At 67.2% G+C, this 21,503-nt stretch carries 19 protein-coding genes; 8 read left to right on the top strand and 11 right to left on the bottom strand.

Translation table 11 applies throughout. The features are described from left to right. Window positions 1-25: 25 nt before the first annotated feature. Complete coding sequence (locus ARTB_RS11250) at window positions 26-463, top strand: VOC family protein (protein ID WP_243180296.1); 438 nt, start codon at window positions 26-28, stop codon at window positions 461-463. A gap of 174 nt (window positions 464-637) precedes the next feature. Then, complete coding sequence (locus tag ARTB_RS11245) at window positions 638-2,332, top strand: SulP family inorganic anion transporter (RefSeq protein WP_243180293.1); 1,695 nt, start codon at window positions 638-640, stop codon at window positions 2,330-2,332. 41 nt (window positions 2,333-2,373) lie between these two features. Here the strand turns inward: ARTB_RS11245 and fdxA are convergent, their stop codons facing one another. The 8 genes from fdxA to ARTB_RS11205 all read right to left on the bottom strand — a co-directional run bounded on the left by fdxA (window position 2,374) and on the right by ARTB_RS11205 (window position 10,348). After that, on the bottom strand, window positions 2,374-2,703 hold the full coding sequence (gene fdxA, locus ARTB_RS11240) for a ferredoxin (RefSeq protein WP_028277294.1): 330 nt from the start codon (window positions 2,701-2,703) through the stop codon (window positions 2,374-2,376). A 6-nt stretch (window positions 2,704-2,709) separates the two neighbouring features. Continuing rightward, complete coding sequence (locus ARTB_RS11235; RefSeq protein WP_243180291.1) at window positions 2,710-4,185, bottom strand: aldehyde dehydrogenase family protein; 1,476 nt, start codon at window positions 4,183-4,185, stop codon at window positions 2,710-2,712. A 56-nt stretch (window positions 4,186-4,241) separates the two neighbouring features. Beyond that, window positions 4,242-5,030 carry an SDR family oxidoreductase gene (locus tag ARTB_RS11230; protein WP_243180280.1) on the bottom strand — a complete coding sequence of 263 codons (789 nt, stop codon included), beginning with the start codon at window positions 5,028-5,030 and terminating at the stop codon, window positions 4,242-4,244. Then, complete coding sequence (locus ARTB_RS11225; protein ID WP_243180278.1) at window positions 5,030-5,962, bottom strand: dihydrodipicolinate synthase family protein; 933 nt, start codon at window positions 5,960-5,962, stop codon at window positions 5,030-5,032. The genes ARTB_RS11230 and ARTB_RS11225 overlap by 1 nt, the downstream gene beginning before the upstream one ends. A 62-nt stretch (window positions 5,963-6,024) precedes the next feature. Continuing rightward, window positions 6,025-6,855: an enoyl-CoA hydratase-related protein gene (locus ARTB_RS11220; protein ID WP_243180276.1), complete on the bottom strand. Its 831-nt coding sequence runs from the start codon at window positions 6,853-6,855 to the stop codon at window positions 6,025-6,027. After that, window positions 6,852-8,096, bottom strand: coding sequence for a CaiB/BaiF CoA transferase family protein (locus ARTB_RS11215; RefSeq protein ID WP_243180274.1), 1,245 nt, complete (start codon window positions 8,094-8,096; stop codon window positions 6,852-6,854). Before ARTB_RS11215 ends, ARTB_RS11220 begins: the two co-directional genes overlap by 4 nt. Beyond that, on the bottom strand, window positions 8,093-9,475 hold the full coding sequence (locus ARTB_RS11210) for an FAD-dependent oxidoreductase (protein ID WP_243180272.1): 1,383 nt from the start codon (window positions 9,473-9,475) through the stop codon (window positions 8,093-8,095). The genes ARTB_RS11215 and ARTB_RS11210 overlap by 4 nt, the downstream gene beginning before the upstream one ends. Window positions 9,476-9,739: 264 nt before the next feature. Continuing rightward, on the bottom strand, window positions 9,740-10,348 hold the full coding sequence (locus ARTB_RS11205) for a helix-turn-helix domain-containing protein (RefSeq protein WP_028277301.1): 609 nt from the start codon (window positions 10,346-10,348) through the stop codon (window positions 9,740-9,742). Window positions 10,349-10,938: 590 nt separating this feature from the next. Here ARTB_RS11205 and ARTB_RS11200 point away from each other — a divergent pair. Together ARTB_RS11200 and ARTB_RS11195 are read left to right on the top strand one after the other, a co-directional pair. Continuing rightward, window positions 10,939-12,243 carry an MFS transporter gene (locus tag ARTB_RS11200; RefSeq protein ID WP_243180270.1) on the top strand — a complete coding sequence of 435 codons (1,305 nt, stop codon included), beginning with the start codon at window positions 10,939-10,941 and terminating at the stop codon, window positions 12,241-12,243. Window positions 12,244-12,349: 106 nt separating this feature from the next. Continuing rightward, the gene (locus tag ARTB_RS11195; protein WP_243180269.1) at window positions 12,350-12,859 is read left to right on the top strand and encodes a hypothetical protein; all 510 of its coding nucleotides are present in this window, start codon (window positions 12,350-12,352) and stop codon (window positions 12,857-12,859) included. A gap of 233 nt (window positions 12,860-13,092) precedes the next feature. On the opposite strand, the gene ARTB_RS11190 is transcribed toward ARTB_RS11195, so the two are convergent. After that, a complete protein-coding gene (locus ARTB_RS11190; protein WP_243180267.1) occupies window positions 13,093-13,512 on the bottom strand; it encodes a DUF4383 domain-containing protein in 420 nt (139 codons plus the stop codon). 220 nt (window positions 13,513-13,732) lie between these two features. Here ARTB_RS11190 and ARTB_RS11185 point away from each other — a divergent pair, with 220 nt between their 5' ends. Continuing rightward, window positions 13,733-15,052: a cell division protein PerM gene (locus ARTB_RS11185; protein WP_243180265.1), complete on the top strand. Its 1,320-nt coding sequence runs from the start codon at window positions 13,733-13,735 to the stop codon at window positions 15,050-15,052. 21 nt (window positions 15,053-15,073) lie between these two features. On the opposite strand, the gene ARTB_RS11180 is transcribed toward ARTB_RS11185, so the two are convergent. Beyond that, complete coding sequence (locus tag ARTB_RS11180) at window positions 15,074-15,517, bottom strand: hypothetical protein (protein ID WP_243180256.1); 444 nt, start codon at window positions 15,515-15,517, stop codon at window positions 15,074-15,076. Window positions 15,518-15,556: 39 nt separating this feature from the next. On the opposite strand from ARTB_RS11180, the gene purN reads away from it, so the two are divergent. Continuing rightward, window positions 15,557-16,132, top strand: coding sequence for a phosphoribosylglycinamide formyltransferase (purN, locus tag ARTB_RS11175; RefSeq protein ID WP_243180254.1), 576 nt, complete (start codon window positions 15,557-15,559; stop codon window positions 16,130-16,132). A gap of 169 nt (window positions 16,133-16,301) precedes the next feature. Further along, entirely contained in the window at window positions 16,302-17,234 is a 933-nt protein-coding gene (locus ARTB_RS11170) for an endonuclease domain-containing protein (RefSeq protein WP_243180245.1), read from the top strand. Between the two features lie 70 nt (window positions 17,235-17,304). Here ARTB_RS11170 and ARTB_RS11165 read toward each other — a convergent pair whose 3' ends face one another. Continuing rightward, a complete protein-coding gene (locus tag ARTB_RS11165; RefSeq protein WP_243180242.1) occupies window positions 17,305-18,657 on the bottom strand; it encodes an MFS transporter in 1,353 nt (450 codons plus the stop codon). A gap of 151 nt (window positions 18,658-18,808) precedes the next feature. Here ARTB_RS11165 and purH point away from each other — a divergent pair, with 151 nt between their 5' ends. Next, entirely contained in the window at window positions 18,809-20,506 is a 1,698-nt protein-coding gene (purH, locus tag ARTB_RS11160; protein WP_243180240.1) for a bifunctional phosphoribosylaminoimidazolecarboxamide formyltransferase/IMP cyclohydrolase, read from the top strand. Window positions 20,507-21,503: the final 997 nt, after the last annotated feature.

Genomic DNA, 21,503 nt, shown 5'->3' with positions numbered 1-21,503 from the left:
CGCCCCGTCTTGGTAGCTTCAACGCATGGCCATCAAACTTGAAAACGTCGGTATTGCGGTTCGGGACCTCGAAGCTACAATCGCCTTTTTCACCGACCTCGGTCTCACGGTCATCGGCCGTGATACCGTCAGCGGCGAGTGGACCGACACTGCCGTCGGACTTGATGGCAACCACGCCAAGATTGCGATGCTCCAGACCCCGGACGGTCATGGCCGACTTGAGCTCTTCGAGTACATCCACCCTCAAGCGATCGAGTCGAACCCAACCCGTCCCAACGACATCGGAATGCACCGCGTGGCCTTCTCGGTTGACGACATCGACAAGGCCCTTGAGATAGCTGCGAAGCACGGATGCCGCCCGCTCCGTGGTGTGGCGACCTACGGTGACGACTACAAACTCACGTATCTCCGCGGCCCCAGCGGAATCCTCGTAATGCTCGCCCAGAAACTGAAGAAAGACTGACACCAGGATCGGCCCGATTAGCCTGTGAATCGCGGCCATGCGATCGAGCTGATTGACGGCCCATCCGGGTCAGTATTCGCCAGAGTCAAACCGGCTGCTCTCATCTTTCTGCGCAAGGCTGGGGTCGTCCGATGATGGATGGCGAGCAGCGGCGTGAAGGGACATGATCAGAAGATGCGCCGATCCGGAAAGACTGCATTCTGGGCGGTCCCGCCGGCCCTGCGTGGCTACAGGATCGAGTGGCTGCGCCACGACGTGGTGGCCGGCGCCGCGCTCTTCGCGATCTTGGTCCCCGCTGGCATGGCGTACGCCCAGGCCGCCGGCCTTCCACCGGTGACCGGCCTGTACGCGACGGTAGTGCCCCTGCTTGTCTACGCGGCGGTCGGGCCATCGCGTGTGCTGGTGCTGGGCCCGGATTCCGCGCTCGCTCCGATGATCGTGGCAGCCTTGATTCCCCTGGCCGCGGATAACGAGCAGAAATCCGTAGCCCTGGCCGGTCTCCTCGCCATACTGATTGGCGGCATCTTGCTGCTCGGCTCAGTGCTGAGGTTGGGAATCGTCACTGGACTGCTGTCGAAGCCCATCCGGCTCGGCTATCTCAACGGCATCGCCTTGCTGGTGGCCGTGTCCCAGCTTCCCACCCTCCTGGGAATATCCGTGGAAGGCGGTACACCCTGGGAAAAACTCATCGCCGCCGCGCCGAAGGTGCTTGCCGGCGAGACCAATTTGACGGCACTACTGCTCGGCTTGGTCTCGCTGGCGCTCATCTGGGTTCCCCGCCGGCTGAAATGGAAGGTTCCGGGCGTGCTCATTGCGGTGGTTGTGTCCTGCCTCGCCGTGGCCGTGCTGGGACTCGAAGAGCGTTTGACGGTCACAGGTGCCCTCCCGCAGGGGCTCCCTGCACCGGCCCTGGGCGGAATTGGCTGGGCCGACGTCCTGACACTGCTGCCCGCTGCCGCCGCTATCGCCCTCATCGTCTTCGTTGATACCGGAACCCTGGCCCAATCCCTGGCGGCCGCAGAGGGCGGCAGGGTATCCGGCAACCACGAAATGGCAGCCTTGGGCGCGGCGAACGCTGCCACCGGGCTGCTCGGTGGCTTCCCGGTGTCGGCCAGCACGTCCCGCACGCCGGTGGCAGTCGAGTCCGGGGCGAAATCCCAGCTCACGGGGGCCGTAGGCGCCGTCCTGGTGCTCGGCTTCATGCTCGTGGCGCCCGGCGTCACCGAGTTCCTGCCGGCCACAACCCTTGCCGCCATTGTCATCGCCGCAGCCGCCGCAATAGCCGACCCGGCCGGTGTGCGACGGCTCATCGGCATGAGCCGCAGTGAATCGTTGGTGATGCTCGCGGCCTTCCTGGGGGTGACCATACTGGGCGTCCTCCCGGGCATCGCCGTTGCCATCGGCTTGGCAATTCTGGACTTCCTACGGCAGGCCTGGGACCCCTACCGTGCTGAACTGGTGGACGTGCCCGGGGTACCGGGATACCACGACGTGAGCCGTCATCCGGAAGGGGAACGCATCCCCGGCCTGTTGATCCTGCGCTTCGACGCACCGCTGTTCTTCGGCAACGGCGCCTTGCTGGGGTCCTTCGTGCGCAACGAACTGGACCAGGCGGGGCACGGCATTGAACGCGTGGTGCTGGCGGCAGAACCAGTGACGGGAATCGACACGACTGCACTGGACGAGTTGGTGCAGCTTGACGAATGGCTGGACCGGCACGGCGTGGACCTGGTGTTCGCCGAGCTCAAAGACCCGGTCAAAGACAGATTGTTGCAGTACGGCATGAGCGCCCGTTTCTCTCCCGAACATTTCTACCCAACTGTGAGCGAAGCAGTGAGGGCGTTCCAACGGGAGAAAAGGGACGGGTAGGGAACGGTTGTCCCCGGTCATCAACCAGTTCAGTCACGGGCTCAGCCGACGGCGCGTGCGCCTAGAGGCGCACGCGCCACCACAGGGTGGTCGCGGTGCAGGTTTCCGAGGGCTGAGGCGCCCTGCGGCGACCCCAGTTCCTCGAAGAACTCCACGTTGGCGCGCACGTAGTCGGCCCACTCGTCCGGGACATCGTCCGAGTAGTAGATCGCCTCGACCGGGCAGACGGGATCGCAGGCGCCGCAGTCCACGCATTCGGACGGGTGGATGTAGAGCGAGCGTTCACCCTCATAGATGCAGTCCACCGGGCATTCGTCGATGCAGGCCTTGTCTTTGACATCCACACAGGGCTGGGCGATCACGTACGTCATGGCTGGCTACACACCCGTGTAGACGGTCTTGCCCCACGTGAAGAAGTCCAGCGCGGACTTCCCCTGTTCGCGGAACGTGTTGGTGGAGGAGTCCTTGACGCCGCCGAACGGCACGTTCAGGTCCAGGCCCGCCGTCGGACGGTTGACCTTGATGACCCCGGCCTGGGCGCGGGCGGCGAAGTCCGTGGCGAACGCCAGGGAGTCGGTGCAGATGCCGGCGGTCAGGCCGTAGCGGGAGTCGTTGATCGCGGCGAGCCCGGCCTCGTAGTCCGGGACCTCGAGGACGGCCACGACGGGTCCGAAGATCTCTTCGGTCACGGCGGCATCGTCGAAGGGCAATTCCGTGAGGATGGCGGCCGGGAAGAGGAAGCCGGCGTCCGTGCCGCCGTCGTACTTGCCGTGCAGCAGCGTGGCGCCGCGTTCGACGGCGGTGCGCACCGCGGACTGGTTCTGTTCGAACTGCTGGCTGCTCACCACGGCGCCCATCTTTGCGGCTTCGAGGCCGTCGCCGGCGGTGTACTGCGCGGCTTCCTCGGTGAGGGCCGCCAGGAATTCCTCGCGGATGCCGGGCGTGACGTAGACGCGGGACGTGGCGGTGCAGGCCTGGCCGGTGAGGCCGAACGCGCCGGCCGCCACCACCTGGGCGGCCTTGCGGGGATCGGCGTCGTCCAGGACCAGCACGCCGTTCTTGCCGCCCATTTCCAGCTGGACCCGGGCGCGGCGGGCGTTGAGGATCTCCTGCAGCCCCAGCCCGACGTTGGTGGAGCCGGTGAAGGACAACCCGGCGATGCGGGGGTCGCGGGCCAGGGCGTCGCCCACCAAGCGGCCCTTCCCATGGACCACGTTGAACACGCCGGCGGGCAGCCCGGCGTCCTGCAGGGCGCGGGCCAGGTGAGTGGCGGAGAGCGGGGTGAGCTCGGCCGGCTTGATGACCACGGCGTTGCCGCTGATCAGCGCCGGCGCGGACTTCCAGGCCGGGATGGCGATGGGGAAGTTCCACGGCGTGATGAGCCCGACGACGCCGAGCGCCTCGCGGCGGGTGGTTATGGTGGTGTCCGGCAGGCCGCTGGGCAGCACCTCGCCGGTGGCGGCCCAGCCGAGGGAACCGAAGAAACGCAGCACGTCGGAGGCGCGCTTGACCTCGCCCTTGGCCTCGGCGAGGGTCTTGCCCTCTTCACGGACAAGGTCCTCGGCGATGGCGGCCTGGCGCTCCAGGAGCAGGTTGCCGGCGGCCATCAGGATGGCGCCGCGGGACGGGGCGGGCATGGCTGCCCAGGCCGGCTGCGCGGCGGCGGCGGCGCTGATGGCGGCGTCGACGTCGGCTGCGGTGCCGCTGGGGGAGAGGGCGGCGAGTTCGCCCGGGCGGGCCGGGTTCATCCGCTCGGCGTCCGCCCCGCCGAGCCATTCGCCGTTGATCAGGTGCCGGGCGGTGAGGAGGTCCCGGGCTGTTGCGGTTGAGGTGTCTGTGTCGGTGGAAGTCATGGTGGTCCTTCGTGAGAGTCGGAGCAGGGTGTGTGCTGAGTGTTCAGCGCCTGTGGCTAGAGCCCGCGGATCAGGCCGCCGTCGCAGCGCAGTGCCACGCCGGTGATGTAGGAGGCCGGGGCGCTGCAGAGGAACGCCGCGGCGGCGCCGAATTCCTCGGGTTCGCCGTAGCGGCGGGCGGGGATGGTCTTGCGGGATTCGAGCTGGATCTCCTCGGGCGAGGTGCCGCGCCGTTTGGCGGCGGCCTGGTCCAGTTCCGCGACCCGGTCCGTGGCGATGCGTCCGGGAAGGAGCATGTTGACCGTGACGGCGTCCAGCGCCACCTCGGCGGCGAGGGTCTTGAGGTAGCCGGCCAGCGCCGCGCGGCCGGTGTTGGACACGGCCAGGTTGGGCAGTGGTGCCACGACGCCGCTCGACCCGACGGCCAGGATCCGGCCCCAGCGCCGTTCCCGCATGCCCGGCAGGATGTGCGAGACCAGGGCGTGGTGCGGTTTGACGAGTTGTTCGAACGCCGCGGCGATGTCGTCCGCGCCGAGCGTGGCGGCGGCGCCGGGCTTCGGCCCGGGACCGTTGAGGACCAGGATGTCGATGGGCCCGAGTTCCGCGACTGTCTGTTCGACGGCGGCGGCCACGCCCTCGGCGGTGCTGAGGTCCGCTTCGATGGCGACGGCGCCCGGTCCGTAGGCGTCCGTCAGTTCGGCCACGATCTCCTTGGCGCGGACTTCGCGCCGGCCGGTGATGGCCACCCGGACGCCTTCGGCGGCGAGGGCCCGGGCGATGGCGAGGCCCAGGCCGCCGGTCGAGGCGGCCACAAAGGCGGTCTTTCCGCTGATTCCGAAATCCATCAGTTCCTCCCCGCCGTGGTCAGCACGGCGGCCGGGTTCGGGCCGAGGGCCTTGGCGGCCTCGGCCAGGTGGGTGCGCAGCCCGGTCCGGAGAACCTCCGGGAACGCCGCGGCCGGTGCCCGGACGCCGGCGTCGGCAATGAGTCCGCGCTGGTGCAGGCATTCCTTGCGGATCGCCAGCGCGATTTTCGCCTGCTGCTCGAAGTTGATCAGCGGCAGGTAGGGCAACAGGGCATCGCGGGCGGCCTCGTAGCCGTCTTTCTGCCAGGCCTGCACGCAGGCGATGAGCGCTTCCGGGTAGGAGAAACCGGTCATCGCCCCCGCGGCGCCGGCCATGAGCTCGTCCAGCAGCCCCTGGCCGCCGAGGCCGCCGAAGACAGAGACGTCGAGGGCTGCGGTGAGGTGCCCGATCGCCACGGACGTGGGCGGGGCCTCGGCCTTGACCGCGGTGACGAAGCCGCAGGCCTGCACCACGGAAATGAGCGCCTCGGTGCTGATGTGGACGCCGCTGGCCAGCGGGTAGTCCTGCAGCACCACGTTGGCGCCGGTGGACTGGTGGATGGCGTTCAGGTGCGCGATGACCACACCGGGGTTGGCGGAGTTTGCCTGGACCATGACGGCCGACAGCCGGTCCCCGGTGGCGGCCTGGATGGAACGGATTTCATCGACGGCCGTGCCGGTGAAGAGGGAAGTCACCCCCACCACGAGGGGCAGGCGCGTTTCCTCCACGACCACTTCCAGGACCAGGCTGCGCTCGGCCGCCGTCAGGGCCGCGGCCTCGCCGAACACGCCCAGGACAGTGAGTCCCGTGGCGCCGATCGACTCGTAGTAGCTCACGAGCCCGGCCAGGCTGTCCGTGTCGACATCCAGGGTGCTGCCCTGGAACGGTGTGGCGACGACGCCCCACACGCCGGGTGTCAGTGACTCCCGCATTGGTTTCTCCTTCTAAGCTCTTGTTGTTCTTCGAGCGGCTGAATCTTCGGGCCGTGGAACGGCTAGCGTCCCGGCCAGTGCGGCGGGCGCTTCTCCTGGAAGGCGCGGACGCCCTCGGCGGAGTCTTCGCTGTCCAGCGCCGCCATGAGGGCGGGGAGCCGGAGGCCACGGGCCTCGGCGGCGGTCAGGTGCGCGGTCTGCGTGACCATCTGCTTGACCGCCCGGACCGAGGTGGGGGCGCAGGCGAGGATCTGGTCCACCCAGCGCTGTACCGCGGCGTCGAGCTGGTCCGCGGGGACCACCTCATTGACCAGGCCCATGGACTGCATCTCTGTGGCCTCGGCCTTCCGCCCGGTCAGGAGCATGCCCATTGCCTGGGTGTACGGGATCCGGCGCACCAGCTGGTGGATGCCGCCGTCGAGCGCCAGACGCCCGACGCGCGGTTCCGTCAGCCCGAAGCGGGCCGTGTCCGCGGCGATCACGATGTCCGCGCCGAGCACGATCTCCATGCCGCCGCCGAGCGCATAACCGTTGACCCGGGCGATCACCGGGATGTCCAGCGTGGTGCGCAGGCTGAGCCCGCCGAAGCCGTTCGGGTCCAGGCCCGCCCAGTATTCGAGCCCGGTCTTGTCCACGGCGGAGGCGGACATGTCTGCGCCGACGCAGAAGGCCCGGGTCCCGGCGCCGGTGATGACCACGGCGCGGACGTCCGGATCGGCTTCGAGCTGGTCCCAGATCTCGTTGAGCCGGGCCTGCGCGCCGCCGTCGACGGCGTTGAGCACGTGCTGGCGGTCGATGACCACGGTGGCGACGTGGTTCTCGATGGTCAGGGTGACCTGGTCAACGGCGGTGGGAACTGACGCGGTCGTCCCGGCCTCTGAAACGGCGGTCACCGAAGGACCCCCAGCTGCTGCAGGCGCTCGATGGTCTCGGCGTCGAAGCCGTTCTCCAGCAGCACCTCGACGTTGTGTTCGCCGAGGCGCGGGGCCACCCGGCGGATGGTGGGCGGGGTGGCGGAGAGCCGGATGGGTGCGTTGAGCATCTTCACGGTGCCGACGCCGGGGTGTTCGGCCTCGACGATCATGTTGTTGGCGTGTGTCTGCGCATCGGCCAGGGTCTGCTCCAGGGTGTGCACCGGGGCGTTGAGCAGCCCCTGGTCTTCGAGCCGCGTGGTCCAGTATTCGGTGGTGTTGGTGGCCATGCGCTCGCGGAAGATCGCCTGCAGTGCCGGCTTGTGCTTGAACTGCTGTTCGAGGTTGGCGAACTCGGGCCGCAGCGTGAGGTCCTCGTCCAGGCCCAAGGCCTCGGAAATGCGCAGCAGCGGGTCCGGGGTGAAGCCGCCCACCATGCAGACGGCGCCGTCGGTGGTTTCAAAGACGCCGCTGAGTGGCATGGCGCCCCAGTTGACCTCGTAGCCGCGGTTGAGCTGCATGCAGGCCTCCTGCATCTGCAGGTGCAGCATGGAGTCGTACATGGTCACCTCCACCTTCTGCCCGACGCCGGCGGACTCGCGGGTGCGCAGTGCCAGCAGGATGCCCTGCATGAGGTGCATGCCCGTGATGTAGTCGCACAGCGTGGTGGGGTAGATGGCCGGCTTCATGTCATCGGACTCGCGCCGCCACATGACGCCGGAGTAGGCCTGGGCGATCGCGTCCTGGCCGCCCTTGTGCGAGTAGGGTCCCTCGGGGCCGAAGCCGGTGCCGGAGGCCCAGATGATGCCCGGGTTCTGCTCCTTGAGGTCCTCGTAGCCGAAGCCCATCCGCTCCATCACGCCGGAGCGGAAGTTGCTGACCACGACATCCGCGTCGGCGAGCAGCCGGCGGAGGACGGCTTTGCCCTCATCGGTGCGGGTGTCCACGGAGATGCTGCGCTTGTTCCGGTTGATGGACAGGAAGATCGGGTTGTCCTGGCCGTCCTTGTCCGGAAACGAGTTCCGGGAGATGTCCCCGGCGCCCGGGCGTTCCACCTTGATGATGTCCGCGCCGTAGTCGCCCAGCAGCTGGGTGCAGGACGGGCCCATGAACACCTGGGTGAAGTCCACGATCTTGATGCCATCAAGCGGGAGCGGGGTGCCGGCAGCTTCCGTGGCGGCCGCCGTCGTGCCTGAGAACAGGTCGTCGATGACGGTGCTCATGCCCCCACCACCGCGTCCACGTCAAAGGTGGCGTTCGACGACGGGACGTCGCCCGGGTCCGCGCCGTGACGGCGCATGCCCTGCTGGATGTCCCGGGCGGAGACGTCGCGGACGAGGGTGCCGTTCTGGATCGCCAGCGCGGCGGCAACGCCGACTGCCTGGCCCATGGCCATGCAGGGCGGGATCTCGCGGGACATCTTCTGGGCCTCGGGGGTGGCGGAGTAGTGCCGGCCGGCGACGAGCAGTTGGTCCACTTCCTTGGGCAGCAGCGAGCGGAACGGGTAGTAGTAGTCGCGGCCGCGGGCCACGGTGTCGGCGAAGTGGCGGCGGGAGGTGACATCGTCCTTCGTCATGACGTACTCGCCTTCGAGCAGTCGTGTCTGGCGCACGCCCATCTGGGACGCGACGTCGAGCATGTAGCAGTTCTCGAAGCCGGGCAGGTTGGCGCGGACGTAGTCCACGGCCTCGGTGATGCGGTCCCGCGCGGCGAACTCGGCGGCCGTCATGTCCGCCGGGTCGACGCCGTCGAACCCGGTCATGTGGGGTGCGTTGCACCAGACGACGCCGTCGATGGGGGTCTTGAGCCACCACAGTTCCCAGGCGCCGCCGAGGAGGCGCTTGATCTTGCGGTTGATGGCGCGGGCTTCCTTCGGGTTGGCCTGCTCGAAGGCCTCCGCGGCGTTGGTGTCCACGTTGCCCAGGCGGAAGACGAGCGTGGTGAGGTAGCTGTCCTTGACGTAGCTGGCGCCGGCCCGGGAGGCGACGTCGATGTCGCCGGTGGTGTCGATGACGATGTCGGCCATGAAGGCCTGCGGGCCGGATTTGGTCTCGCAGATGACGCCCTTCATGACGCCGTTGTCCACGATGGGGCGGGAGAACCAGGAGTGCAGGCGCAGGTTGACGCCGGCCTCGCGGACGAGGTCGTTGGAGACACGCTTCCAGCCGTCCGGGTCGAAGGCGGCGGCGTAGCAGACGGGCTTGGGGGTGGTGTGGGAGTGGAAGTCGAAGGTGCCGTAGCGGCCCCACTTGTTCCACAGTTCCTCGGAGGTCTTGCGGTCATCGGCCGGCGGGACGATCGCCAGGCCCAGCTTCTGCAGCCGCTCGACGTACTCGGAGACGATGCCGGTGACCGTGATTTCCTGGCCGTTGATCATGTCATCGAGCACCAGGACCATGCCGCCGGAGGCGAGGCCGCCCAGGGAGGAGTAGCGTTCCAGCAGCGTGACAGAGGCGCCCGAGCGGGCCGCGGTGACGGCTGCGGCCACGCCTGCGGGGCCACCGCCGACGACGAGGACGTCGGAGCGGGAGATGACAGGGGCGGTGAGGTCCGCCGTGGTGGTGCTGAGTTCCAGCGACGACATGGCTGTGGACGGGTTCATGGGGGATCCTTACTGTTTCGGCCGAAGTGCCGTTAGAGGCGTGCCGTGGGAACGGGTGCCGTTGGAACGGTGCCGGTGACGTAGAAGACGGTGCCCGGCAGTAACGCGGCAACGCTGACCGCGAAATCGACCCGGCAGAGGGTATGACGCATCGCGCCCCGTTGCGGGCCGTGGTGCGGGCTGTTGGAGGGGTTCCGGCGGACACCGCGGTATAGAAGAGGCGTCCGGACCGGAGAAAGGGTGACGGCGGCTAGGGCCGGCGGATCACCACGCGTGAGGTGCGTTAACCCAGATTGCTACGCAGACCTCTTCGTAGCTGTTCTTGTACCAGTGGGGCGTATCCGAGGAGAAGGTGATCGAATCGCCTTCTTCCAGGGTGTACTTCTCGCCGTCCAGGAAGATGTCCTTCCGGCCGGAGAGCACGATGCCGAATTCCTCGCCGCTGTGCCGGAAAGGAGTGGCGCTGGTGTCGTGGCCTGGCGGACTCACGATCCATTGGGCCTCCAGCGCACCGTTGAGGTCCGGGGTGAGCAGTTCGTAGACTGCTTCACCTACGGACTTCTTGGTGACGCCCTTGAGGTTCCGCCGCTCGGCCTTGCGGACCACGGGGGACCTGGTTTCCTCCTGTCCGAGGAAGAACTTCCCCACCGGAATGTCCAGGCCGTGTGCCAGCTGCGCCAAGGTGGTGAAAGAGGGATTGGCCAAGCCGCGTTCGATCTGGCTGACGATCGCCGGGCTGAGGCCAGTGACTTCCGAGAGCTTCGCGAGGGTCATTCCTTTGTCCTTGCGCATGTTGCGGACCTTGTTGCCGACGGTGGCAAGAAGGACGCTTGTGCCGGCGGGGGAATGTCCCGTGACGATTTCGTTGGTCATGCTCCGACTCTCTCTTGGTGAGCTAACACACATAACTATAGTGAAAACTTTTAGCGAATCAAGGTTTTGCTGAATATTTTTACGGTTCCGGACTGAATCTGCGCCTGACGTGGGGCTTTGTGACCCGGCCTGGGCCCGGCCTGCCGCGGGCGGACGGGACTTCTCCGAAAACCATTGACTCTGTGAAGATCTTCAATATAGTTGTGTGAGCCGCAACACTTTGGGCAGGAACGCTTCAAACAGGTTAGGGCGCACAGCCTTCTGGCGGAAGGTGCATCCGGCCCGCGAACCCGTCCCTTTCCTTAAGCAAAGCTGCCGTGACATCTGCCAAGCCATCCGCAGAGCACGATGCTGGCCGGTCACCAGGGACCAGTTCCTTGTTGCCGAGCTGGATGGCCCGTTTGCATTCAAGCGCTACGAAGAGGCATGCGTAGCTATCTGGGCTAACTCGCCTCCCACGTGGCGAGCCGGTCCCGCCCCGCGGACCAAGCCAAACGATAGTTTCGATTGCCGGCGACCCCAACAGGGGTGCCCGCCGGCAATCCGTACCCTCACGCACCCCGAAAGTGCGGGGGAAGGAAAAAGGAATCATGACTGACACTGTCGTCAAGACTGACCTGGAGACCGGCCGCAAGTCCCGGCTATCTCCGGAAGTCCGCCGGGGACTGCTCGGCCTTGGACTTGGAAACACCCTGGAATGGTACGACTGGATGGTCTTCGGACTGCTGTCGGCCTTCATCGGACCCAAGTTCTTCCCGTCGCAGGACCCCGTTGCCGCGACGCTGAGCGCGCTGGCAGTCTTTGCCGTCGGCTTCGCGTTCCGTCCGCTGGGCGGCATCCTGCTCGGCACCTTCGCCGACAGGATCGGACGACGGCGGGTAATGCTCTGGTCCATCATGATGATGGCGATCACCACCCTGATCATTGCCGTGTCGCCGACCTATGACCAGATTGGCCCCGCGGCCGGCGTCATCCTGCTGGTCTGCCGCATCGTTCAGGGCATCTCCACCGGTGTCGAAGCTCCGCTGTCCACCGCCCACGCCGTCGAACTCGTCCCCGAGGGGCGCGAGGGCTTTGTCGCCGGCATCATCTCCTTCTACGTCAACGCAGGCATCCTGCTCGCCTCGCTGGTCAGCTACCTCTCGTCCCTGATGCTCGGTGGGGCCGTCATGGCCGACTGGGGATGGCGTGTGCCGTTCATCGTCGGCGCAGCCTTCGGCTTCGTCGTTGTCTACCTTCGCCGGACGCTTCCGGAAACCATGAGGCCGGAAGAACTGGCGAACAACTCCGCCAAGACCGTCTGGGGTGGAGTGCGCAAGCACTGGCTCAGCGTCCTGGCCATCACCTTCGTCGTCGGCGCGGCGCAGGCCTACAACTACGCCTGGAACACCGGCCTCCCGACGGCGGCCCGCACCGGCTTCAAGGAGGAGGCAACCGCCGTCTTCGCGCTCACCACCATCCTCGGCGTCGTGCTGGTTGTCGGCAGCCTCATCATCAGCAAGGTCGCTGACGGCAAGTCGATGTCCAAGTGGTTCCTGATCACCCGTGCCCTGGCCATTCCGTCCGTGTTCCTGATGCTGATGTACGTCAAGCCCGGCATCGCCGGCTTCGCGGCCGTCCTCCTCGGCGGCTCGGTTGTGCTGGTCCTGAACATGACCCTGTACAACGTGGTCACCAGCTCCCTGATGCCGAAGGGTTGCCGCGGCGCCGGCACCGCGCTCGGCTACGGCCTGGGCGTCGCCCTCTTCGGTGGCACGGCCTCCTACCTCCTGGTCTGGCTCCAGTCCATGAACGCCTCTTGGATCTTCCCCGTTTACGTGGCCGTCCTGTCGGCGCTCAGCATCGTCTTCTACCTGCTCGCCCGGAAGAAGAACGGCATCTTCATCGGCCGGTAGAGCACGCAGCCGGCCACGACCACGGCCGGTTACGAAAACAGCCAGTTACCAAAACAGCCAGGCCAGAATACAGGCACGCAAGAACAGCGGTAAGCAGGAACGGAAAGTGGGAACCCTCATGGACGCCAGTCGCCCGGACACAAACGGCTTGCAGGCAAACGTGATCTCCTTTGATCTCGACGCCTCCGACGTGGAGCTTTACGAGGCAGCGCGCGCGCTGTTGCTCACCGCCCACCACAGCGAGAACCACCGGGTGGCTGCTGCCATGCGCGGTGAATCGGGGGCCATCTATCTCGGACTGCACATTGGCGCCAAGCGCATCAACGTGTGCGCCGAATCCAGCGCCCTCGCCAATGCCCGCATGGCCCAGGAGCCAGCAATCCACTCCGTGGTAGCCGTCAGCATGGACGGGCAGGGACACCCCCAGGTCACCAACCCGTGCGGCCTCTGCCGGGAGCTGCTGCGTTCTTACGGAACCGAGACATCTGTACTGGTCGATGCCGGGGGCGAGGTGGGCAAGGTCCGGATCAAGGAACTGCTGCCCTTTCCCTGGATGCGTGCCACCGAAACGGAGTGGGACACAGTTCCGCCCCGCGTTCAGGAACACGCAAGCTAACGAGCCGCCGCGGCACCCGCATCATCACCGGCGGCAACGGCAGCGGCAGGGCATCACGGAAGGCCGGGACTCACAAAGTCCCGGCCTTCCGGCGTGCCGGGAGGCTCCGCCGTCGGGCAGCCCCAGACGCCACACAGAAAGCTGGTGCAGCGGCCGCGTTTCCGCTAAACCACTGCACCAGCAGGTAGTACGAATTTTCTGAATACTATGAAACGTTACTCATTCGCGGCTCCCTATGTCCCGGGGGTTGATGACCGGGTCTTTACGTCTTCTTCCAGGTGCCTTGTCATCAGCCAGCCTGCGCCGGCCATTACTACGCCCATCACCATAAAGGCCCAAGTGTCCATGGTGTTCAGCGACAGGAAGTTGGCCGCCGAATCCACGCCGACGATGAAACCGTAAATGCTAAGGACGATGTACAGCAGACCGGAGCCCATGAGGAAATTCCGGGCGCCCATGGCAGTCCGGGACATGGTCAGGCCGGTGGCGCCGATCGCGAGCTGAACGATGTTCAGCAACATCGACACCTGGAACAGGCCCAGGAACAGGGCCTTGGAATCGGGCCCGAAGAACCTCAGTTCGCTGTAATTCGTAGTGATGCCGGGGATGAACCCCAAGATGCCCACGACGATCAGGACGATACCTGCACCCATGCCGACGTTCTGTACATCTGTCCGACCAAAATGAACGCCGTGCGCATGAGGAGATGCGGTAGTCATTATCTGCCTCCAACCACTGATTGCGGACATTTACAATTTTACGACCGGGGTGTGCAAAAAGCGCCGGGGGCCCCCGACGGCAAATCCGGCGGATCCGGCCAATGTGCCTGTCGGAAACCGGCCGGGTGCCGGGCCCGTGGCACCATGGATCTCGATGAAACTGCGCGCTGATCAGACCGGACAACGTGGCCTTCCCATGCCCCTGTGGCTGCAGGGTGCCCTCGAGTCCGCCCAGGCCGCCGTCATTTCCGCCCTCGTGGTGGTGGCCCCGATCGTCATGGTCTGGGCCACGGCCGGATTCCAGCATGACGGATTCGATGTCCTGGCGCGCCTGGCCGGCCAGGCCTGGCTGCTGATCCACGGCGTGCCCCTGCTGCTGGACACCGCCGGTGCCGGGTCCGCCGCGCAGCCGGAATCCGGGACGCTCTCGCTCATTCCGCTGGGCCTGGCCCTCATCCCGTTCCTGCTCGCCTGGCGCGCCGGACGGCGCCTTGCCCGCGCCTCATATACGGACCAGCTCTGGCAGGCGCTGCTCGGCTCCTGGCTGGCGTACGCCGGATTCGGGATTGCGACGGGCTTCGTCTGCCGCACGGCCGACGTCGGCATCAGCCTGTGGGCCGCCGCGTTCATTCCTCTCGTCCCGTTCGGGCTCGGCATGGTGGTGGGTGCGCGCCGCGAGGCCGGGTCGTGGAGCCGGCTGATCGGCGTCGACGCCGTGGCCTGGCTGGCCCGTACCAGCCAGCACTCCCGTTGGGCCGGATCCTACCTGGGCTCGGCCATCAAGGCAGGCTCGGTGGCGCTGATGGCGAGCCTGGCGATGTCCGCCGCGCTGCTGGCCGTTGACCTCTTCATCCACTGGAACCTTGTGGTCGCCGTTTACGAAGGGCTCGACGCCGGCGCCATGGGCGGCGGTGTCCTCACCATCGTGCAGCTCGGCTTCCTGCCCAACCTCGTCGTCTTTGCCTTGGCCTGGATCTCCGGCGCGGGGTTCGCCCTGGGCGTCGGGTCGCTGGCCGGACCGCTTGGGACCGCCGTCGGGCCGCTGCCGTCCGTTCCGGTGTTCGCCGCACTGCCGGCCGGGTCCCTCGACTTCGGCTTCGTGGCCCTGGTGGTGCCGGCGCTGGCCGGGGCGCTGGCCGGCTGGTGGTTCCTGCGCGAAGGCGAAAACCACTTCGATGAATGGCTGTCCATCAAGATCCGGGCCCGCTGGTTTACCGCCGCCGCCTCCACCCTGGTGCTGGGCGCGGTGATCGGCTCCGTCGCCGGGCTGCTCGCGGCGGGGCTCGCCTGGCTGGCCCGCGGTTCTGCCGGCATCGGTCGGCTGACGGAGATCGGGCCCGACCCGCTGCGCACGGCACTGTTCGTGGCCGCGGAGGTCGGGATCGGCGTCATGATCGGCTACGCGGCCGGACCGTGGCTGGAACGCCAGCAGAAGCTGCGCGAGGCAGACCTGGAGACGGTCAGCAGCCGCTAGCCCGGAGTGTGGGTTCGGCTGCTAGCGCAGCTGCGTGGGCAGCTGCCTCGGCAGGGACTTCTCCAGTTGCGTCCTGCATTCCGAGGTTGCCTGCTGCGTCAGGGCGTAGCGGACGCACTGCTGGTAATCGCGGATCTGGTTGAAGAACAGCGTCGAGGCCAGGACCACCAGCAGCATCACCGCCGACACCACCAGCCCGGATATCGCGCCGTACAGAACCAGCCGCGATTCCTTGTATTTCACCGCCCGGACCAGGACCACGATGCCCAGCACGATCCCCGCCACCGTGAGCAGCGCCGTCAGCCACACGTAACCCACGTCGAGCTGGAAGACGAAGAACGAGCCCAGGACCGCGATGACGAACAGCCGGAACAGGGTGTGCGTCAGCCGTGCGGAATCTTGTGCTGCCTGGCCGACCGGTTGCCGGTCCGACTGGCCGCTGCCGGATTCCGTGGGGGGATTCATGTTTTCCAGCCTACGCGAGCGGCCCCATAAGCTAGGACCATGCGCATAGTTGTCCTCGTTTCCGGCACCGGCTCCAACCTCCAGGCAGTAATCGATGCCGTGAAGTCCGGCGCGCTCGACGTCGAGATCGCCGCCGTCGGCGCCGACCGGCCGGGGACGTTCGGGGTGGAACGCTCCGCCACCGCCGGGATTCCCACGTTTGTAGTGGACTTCAAGGCCTACCCGGACAGGGCGGCTTGGGACGCGGCCCTGACCGAGGCCGTCGCCGGCTTCGCCCCGGATGTGGTGGTGTCCTCGGGCTTCATGCGGATTGTCAGCGCCGACTTCATCGACGCGTTTGGCGGCAAATACCTCAACACGCACCCGGCGCTGCTGCCGTCCTTCCCCGGCGCCCACGGTGTCCGCGACGCGCTGGCCTACGGCGTGAAGGTCACCGGCTGCACGGTGCACTGGGCCGACGCCGGGGTGGACACGGGCCCCATCATCGCGCAGGAAGCCGTGGCGGTCGGGGACGGCGAGAGCGAGGAATCCCTGCACGAGCGCATCAAGGTGGTGGAACGCCGGCTCCTGGTCTCCACGCTCGCTTCCCTCGCCGCGGCCCACACCCCCGCCTGATTCCCCCGCTGCCGGCCCAACTAGCCTCACCCAAACCCCACCCAACTGACTCGCAGCAGGGGCCGTTCTGAGCGCTCAGAACGGCCCCTGCTGCGAGTCAGTTGGGAGGACGGGCCGCGGGCTGTGGATAACTCTCCTAGGCAGTCCTGGGTTTTGCGACGATGGGTCGATGAAGACACCCCGGCCGCTCCCGGCGCCGCTCGGTTCGGCGCCGTTTACATTCCGGGAGGCAGCCGACGCCGGGGTCAGCCGTCGCCGGCTCAGGCATCCCTCACTGCGGGTTCCGAGCCGCGGGATCCGGCTGCCTGCAGAACACTCCGCTGACGTGAAGCTGAATGCCCGGCCCCTAACTCTTGTCACGCAGTTCTCGGCAGCCTCCCACGCGACCGCCTTCCTGATCTGGGACTTCCCGGGCTTTCTCCCGGGCTCTGGTGCCCCCGCCATCCACATATCTCGTCCGGACTCCATGGCAATACCGCGGCGCAAGGGCGTGATTGGCCATGTCGGGCAATTCTTCGCCGACGAAATCACCACGATCGACGGCGTGCTGGTAACCTCACGGACCAGGACGTGGTTGGACTGCGCCCGGAAGATGAGCATTGACGAACTGACCGTGGTGGCGGACCACCTGCTGCGCCATCCCCGGCCCGAGTTTGAAAGCCGGACCATGCCCTATGCCCGTCCCGGGGAACTGGCCGAGATGCTGGACCGCCACAAGGGAACACCCGGTATCCGCAAGGCGCGGCTCGCCTTGGAGCAGGCCCGAATCGGTGCGGATTCGGCCCCCGAGACGAGACTCCGGCTTGCCCTCTGCCGCTCAGGACTACCGGAACCGGAACTGAACGTGCGCACGGTCCTGCGCTCCGGCGTCGTGCGTCAACCTGATCTTGCCTATCCGGAACACCGGGTTGCTGTGGAGTATGAGGGGGCCGTGCACTCCGACGCGGCCCAGGTCATCCGCGACATCGCCAGGGAAGAGGACTACAGCGGCGCGGGCTGGACCCTGGTCAGGATCTCAAAACGGCACATGCAGAACGACGCGCGCGCCGCCGTGACCAAGGTCCGCGCCGTTCTCGCCAGCCGTGGTTGGCCGCCCAACTAGCTCGCAGCAGGGGCCGTTCTGAGCGCTCAGAACGGCCCCTGCTGCGAGCCAGTTGGGCGGGGTGGGTGCGTTACTCGAGCCGGCGCTGCTTCGTCTCGGGGGCGAAGAACGCCATCCACAGCACGGAGAGCAGCACGAGGCCGCCGGCCAGGGCGAACGATGTCGCGAGCCCCAGCTCCGGCCACAGGAAGGCCGCGAAAATCAGCGGACCGAACCCGGCGCCGAGCCGGGAGAACGTCGAGGCCCAGCCGAAGCCGGAGCCGCGCAGCTCCGTGGGGTAGAGCTCGGAGACATAGGTGTAGAGCACCGGGATGGCCACCTGCACCACGAAGCCGAACACCAGGAGCCAGAACACGGCGGCGGTGGGAATGTCCACCACGATCGCCACGATCACCAGCGTCAGCGCGGACAGCGGGCCGGTGATCGCCAGGATCCACTTGCGGCCCACCCGCTCCACCAGCAGGGCGGCCACCACTACGCCCAGGAGTCCGACGGCGGCCATCGACGCCGTGGTCAGGAAGGCCTTGTACTCCTCGAAGCCGGCGCCGATCAGGATCCGCGGCATCCACGTCAGCGACAGGTAGTACACGAGCAGGATGCTGAAGAAGAGGGCCCATGCCGCCGTCGTGATCTTCCAGTTGAACTGCCAGAGGGCGCGCAACTGCGTCCACGCGCTCCCTGCCGAGAGGCGTGGTGCATCCTGCGGCGCGGGCAGGCTGTAGACGCGGGCCTCGGCGCCGGTGGCCTGGACCAGGGCGTCGATCACCTTGGCGGCCTCGTCGCGGCGGCCCTTGCGGATCAGGAACAGCGGGGATTCCGGCACGCTGCGTCGGATCCAGAACACCAGCAGCGCCGGGAGCACCATGACCAGCATGGTCAGCCGCCAGTCCGCGAAGGCCGCGACCAGCCCGGCGGAGACAAAACCGCAGAGGGCCGCGCCGATCGGCCACCAGCCGTCCATCGCGGTGAGCACCCGGCCGCGCTGTTTGCGCGGGGTGAACTCGCCCACCAGCGCGTAGTCCACAGGGATGCAGCCGCCCAGGCCGAACCCGGCCAGGAACCGGAACACGACAAACCACATGAAGTCGGGGGAGAAGGCGCCGAGCACGGTGAAGATGGAGAAAATCAGCAGGGTCGCGGTGAAGGCCTTCTTGCGGCCGATGGTGTCCGCGATGGTGCCCCAGACGAACGCGCCCAGGGCCATGCCAATGAGGTTCGCCGTGCCGATCCAGGCGGCATCGCCCGGGCTCAGTGACCAGTGCTTGGACAGCAACGGAATGAGGATGCCGTTGAGGGTGACGTCCCAGGCATCGAACATGAAGCCCAGCCCGCCGATCAGGAAGATCCGGCCTTGGACCTTCCACCGCCAAGGCAGTTCCTGGACCACCTGTTCGCCGCTGGGCACAGTGGTGTACGTGTTCATCTTGGCCTCCTGTGAAAACTCTACGTGGCCGGGCCGCGGCCCGCGCGTGCTTCACACTCCGGCGCGCGGGAGGGCCCGGTGGTGGGGACGCGATAAACTTGCCGCATCCCCACCACCCGCGGCCCCGCCGCGATATAAGACGGAGACTTTTGTGAGCTTCACGCAGCTTGACCGTGTATCCATCGACCGAGTTCCCATCCACCGGGCACTGATTTCGGTCTACGACAAGACCGGTCTGGAGGAGCTCGCCCAAGGCCTGCACGCCGCCGGCGTCAAGATCGTCTCCACCGGCTCCACGGCCAAGAAGATCGCCGCCGCGGGCATCCCCGTGCAGGAAGTCGAGGAAGTCACCGGCTCCCCGGAAATGCTGGACGGCCGCGTCAAGACCCTGCACCCGCGCGTGCACGGCGGCATCCTCGCGGACCGCCGCGTCCCGGCCCACATGCAGACCCTGGCGGACATGGAGATCGAGCCGTTCGACCTCGTCATCGTCAACCTCTACCCTTTCGTGGAGACCGTGAAGTCCGGTGCCGCGCCGGACGACGTCGTCGAACAGATCGACATCGGGGGCCCCGCGATGGTGCGCTCTGCCGCGAAGAACCACGCCGCCGTCGCCATCGTGGTGGACCCGGCGTCCTACGGTGCCGTCGTGGAGGCAGCCGCCTCGGGCGGTTTTGACCTGAAGACCCGCCGCCGGCTCGCTGCCAAGGCGTTCGCGCACACGGCGGCCTACGACACCGCCGTGGCCACCTGGACTGCCAGCCAGTTCCGCGACGAGGACGGCGACGGCGTGATCGACTGGCCCGCCTACGCAGGCCTGGCCCTGGAACGCTCCGAGGTGCTCCGCTACGGCGAAAACCCGCACCAGCAGGCCGCACTGTACGTGGACAAGGCCGCCCCGGCCGGCATCGCCCAGGCCGACCAGCTGCACGGCAAGGCCATGAGCTACAACAACTTCGTCGACGCCGACGCCGCCCTGCGAGCCGCCTTCGACTTCGCCGAGCCCGCCGTCGCCATCATCAAGCACGCCAACCCGTGCGGCGTGGCTGTGGGGTCCGCGTCGGCGGCCGACCCGATCGCCGACGCCCACGCCAAGGCCCACGCCTGCGATCCCGTGTCCGCGTTCGGCGGCGTCATCGCCGCGAACCGCACCGTCACCGCCGGGATGGCACGGACCGTCGCCGGCATCTTCACGGAGGTCGTCATCGCTCCGGGCTTCGACGACGAGGCAGTGGAGATCCTGTCCAAGAAGAAGAACATCCGCCTGCTGGCCCTCCCGGACGGATACGGCCGCTACCCGACCGAGTTCCGCCAGGTCTCCGGCGGCATGCTGGTGCAGGCCACGGACAAGGTCGACGCCGACGGCGACACCCCCGCGAACTGGACCCTGGCCGCGGGCGACGCCGCCGACGCCGCCACCCTGGCCGACCTTGCGTTCGCCTGGACCGCGTGCCGCGCGGCGAAGTCCAACGCCATCCTGCTCGCGGACAACGGTGCCGCCGTCGGCATCGGCATGGGCCAGGTCAACCGGCTCGATTCCTGCAAGCTGGCGGTCGAGCGCGCCAACACCCTCGGCGTCACGGTTGAGTCCGACGTCGAGGGTGCTGGCGGGGCGGCTGCCGTTCAGGCAGAACCAGGCGCCGCCGGTGCACCGGAACGGGCCCGCGGCGCCGTGGCGGCCTCGGACGCGTTCTTCCCGTTCGCCGACGGACTGCAGCTCCTGGTCGACGCCGGCGTGCGCGCCGTCGTCCAGCCGGGCGGCTCTGTCCGGGACGAGGAAGTCATCGCCGCAGCCAACGCCGCCGGCATCACCATGTACTTCACCGGAGCTCGCCACTTCTTCCACTAGGGCTCGCCCACTCGGGCTGCGGTTCGCGCACAAGGGACCAGCGCAAGAGACCCCCTAGAGACCCCTAGAGACCCCCGCACAAAAAATGGACATGCCCTCCCTATCCGGGGGACATGTCCATTTTCTGTGCCACCGAGTGGGCTGGTGGCCAGTGCCGGGGACATGCTCATTCTTTCCGCGGGACTTGCTCATTTTTCGCGGCAAGGAGTGGGCATATGGCCGGTCCGGGCGACATGCTCATTCTTTCCGCGGGACATGCTCATTTTTCGCGGCTAAGAATGGGCATATGGGGGATATGTCCAGGCTTCGGCGTGTGGGGAGGGCATGTCCCGTGCGACCTGGGGCTGCCTGGGCCAACCGCGGGACATGCTCAGTCTTTCGGTGCGTACCGGGCCAGCCCAAAAGGACATGCTCACGGCTTCAGGAGCTCGAGACCGGCCCGGGCGGACACGCCTATTCTTTCCGGGACATGCCTCCCTTTCCGCGGGACATGTCCATTTTTTGTGCCACTGGGTGGGCTGGCGGCCAGTCCGGGGGACATGTCCATTCTTTCCGCGGGGCATGCTCATTTTTCGTGGCAAGGAGTGGGCATATGAGGGATATGTCCAGGCTTCGGCGTGTGGGGAGGGCATGTCCCGTGCGACCCGGGGCTGCCTGGGCCAGCCGCGGGACATGCCCGTTCTTTCTGGAGCGCAGCGGGCCAGCCGGGGGACATGCTCATTCGTTCCCAAGCGCCGAGAAGCCACCCGGGAGGACATGTCCACTCCTCATGGCTAGGCCCGGACATATGGGGTATATGTCCGGGCCTTCGTGTTAGCGGAGGGCATGTCCAGCGGGCGGGGGGCGATCCGCCGTCGCAGATAAAGCCAGCGCGGGGCCACTGCGTCCTCCCCACTGCTGAAGATGGGACGCAATGACCCCGCGCTGGGGTAAACAGGGTAGACAGGGGAAACAAGCCCGGCCGCGCGGCCCCCGCGAACGGAACCCAGGCCGCGCT

Source organism: Arthrobacter humicola (assembly GCF_022803015.1).
Classification (GTDB): Bacteria; Actinomycetota; Actinomycetes; order Actinomycetales; family Micrococcaceae; genus Arthrobacter; species Arthrobacter humicola_A.
The sequence above is the reverse complement of the archived record's forward strand: the minus strand, read 5'-3'. Positions and strand labels throughout refer to the sequence as shown.

Excerpts from the sequence above, each read along its gene's own strand:
- ARTB_RS11180 (WP_243180256.1), bottom strand. The coding sequence starts at position 15,517 with ATGAATCCCCCCACGGAATCCGGCAGCGGCCAGTCGGACCGGCAACCG.
- ARTB_RS11170 (WP_243180245.1), top strand. The coding sequence starts at position 16,302 with ATGAAGACACCCCGGCCGCTCCCGGCGCCGCTCGGTTCGGCGCCGTTT.
- ARTB_RS11185 (WP_243180265.1), top strand. The coding sequence starts at position 13,733 with ATGAAACTGCGCGCTGATCAGACCGGACAACGTGGCCTTCCCATGCCC.
- ARTB_RS11235 (WP_243180291.1), bottom strand. The coding sequence starts at position 4,185 with ATGACTTCCACCGACACAGACACCTCAACCGCAACAGCCCGGGACCTC.
- ARTB_RS11210 (WP_243180272.1), bottom strand. The coding sequence starts at position 9,475 with ATGAACCCGTCCACAGCCATGTCGTCGCTGGAACTCAGCACCACCACG.
- ARTB_RS11250 (WP_243180296.1), top strand. The coding sequence starts at position 26 with ATGGCCATCAAACTTGAAAACGTCGGTATTGCGGTTCGGGACCTCGAA.
- ARTB_RS11200 (WP_243180270.1), top strand. The coding sequence starts at position 10,939 with ATGACTGACACTGTCGTCAAGACTGACCTGGAGACCGGCCGCAAGTCC.
- fdxA (WP_028277294.1), bottom strand. The coding sequence starts at position 2,703 with ATGACGTACGTGATCGCCCAGCCCTGTGTGGATGTCAAAGACAAGGCC.
- ARTB_RS11215 (WP_243180274.1), bottom strand. The coding sequence starts at position 8,096 with ATGAGCACCGTCATCGACGACCTGTTCTCAGGCACGACGGCGGCCGCC.
- ARTB_RS11205 (WP_028277301.1), bottom strand. The coding sequence starts at position 10,348 with ATGACCAACGAAATCGTCACGGGACATTCCCCCGCCGGCACAAGCGTC.
- ARTB_RS11165 (WP_243180242.1), bottom strand. The coding sequence starts at position 18,657 with ATGAACACGTACACCACTGTGCCCAGCGGCGAACAGGTGGTCCAGGAA.
- ARTB_RS11230 (WP_243180280.1), bottom strand. The coding sequence starts at position 5,030 with ATGGATTTCGGAATCAGCGGAAAGACCGCCTTTGTGGCCGCCTCGACC.
- ARTB_RS11225 (WP_243180278.1), bottom strand. The coding sequence starts at position 5,962 with ATGCGGGAGTCACTGACACCCGGCGTGTGGGGCGTCGTCGCCACACCG.
- purN (WP_243180254.1), top strand. The coding sequence starts at position 15,557 with ATGCGCATAGTTGTCCTCGTTTCCGGCACCGGCTCCAACCTCCAGGCA.
- ARTB_RS11245 (WP_243180293.1), top strand. The coding sequence starts at position 638 with ATGCGCCGATCCGGAAAGACTGCATTCTGGGCGGTCCCGCCGGCCCTG.
- ARTB_RS11190 (WP_243180267.1), bottom strand. The coding sequence starts at position 13,512 with ATGGGTGCAGGTATCGTCCTGATCGTCGTGGGCATCTTGGGGTTCATC.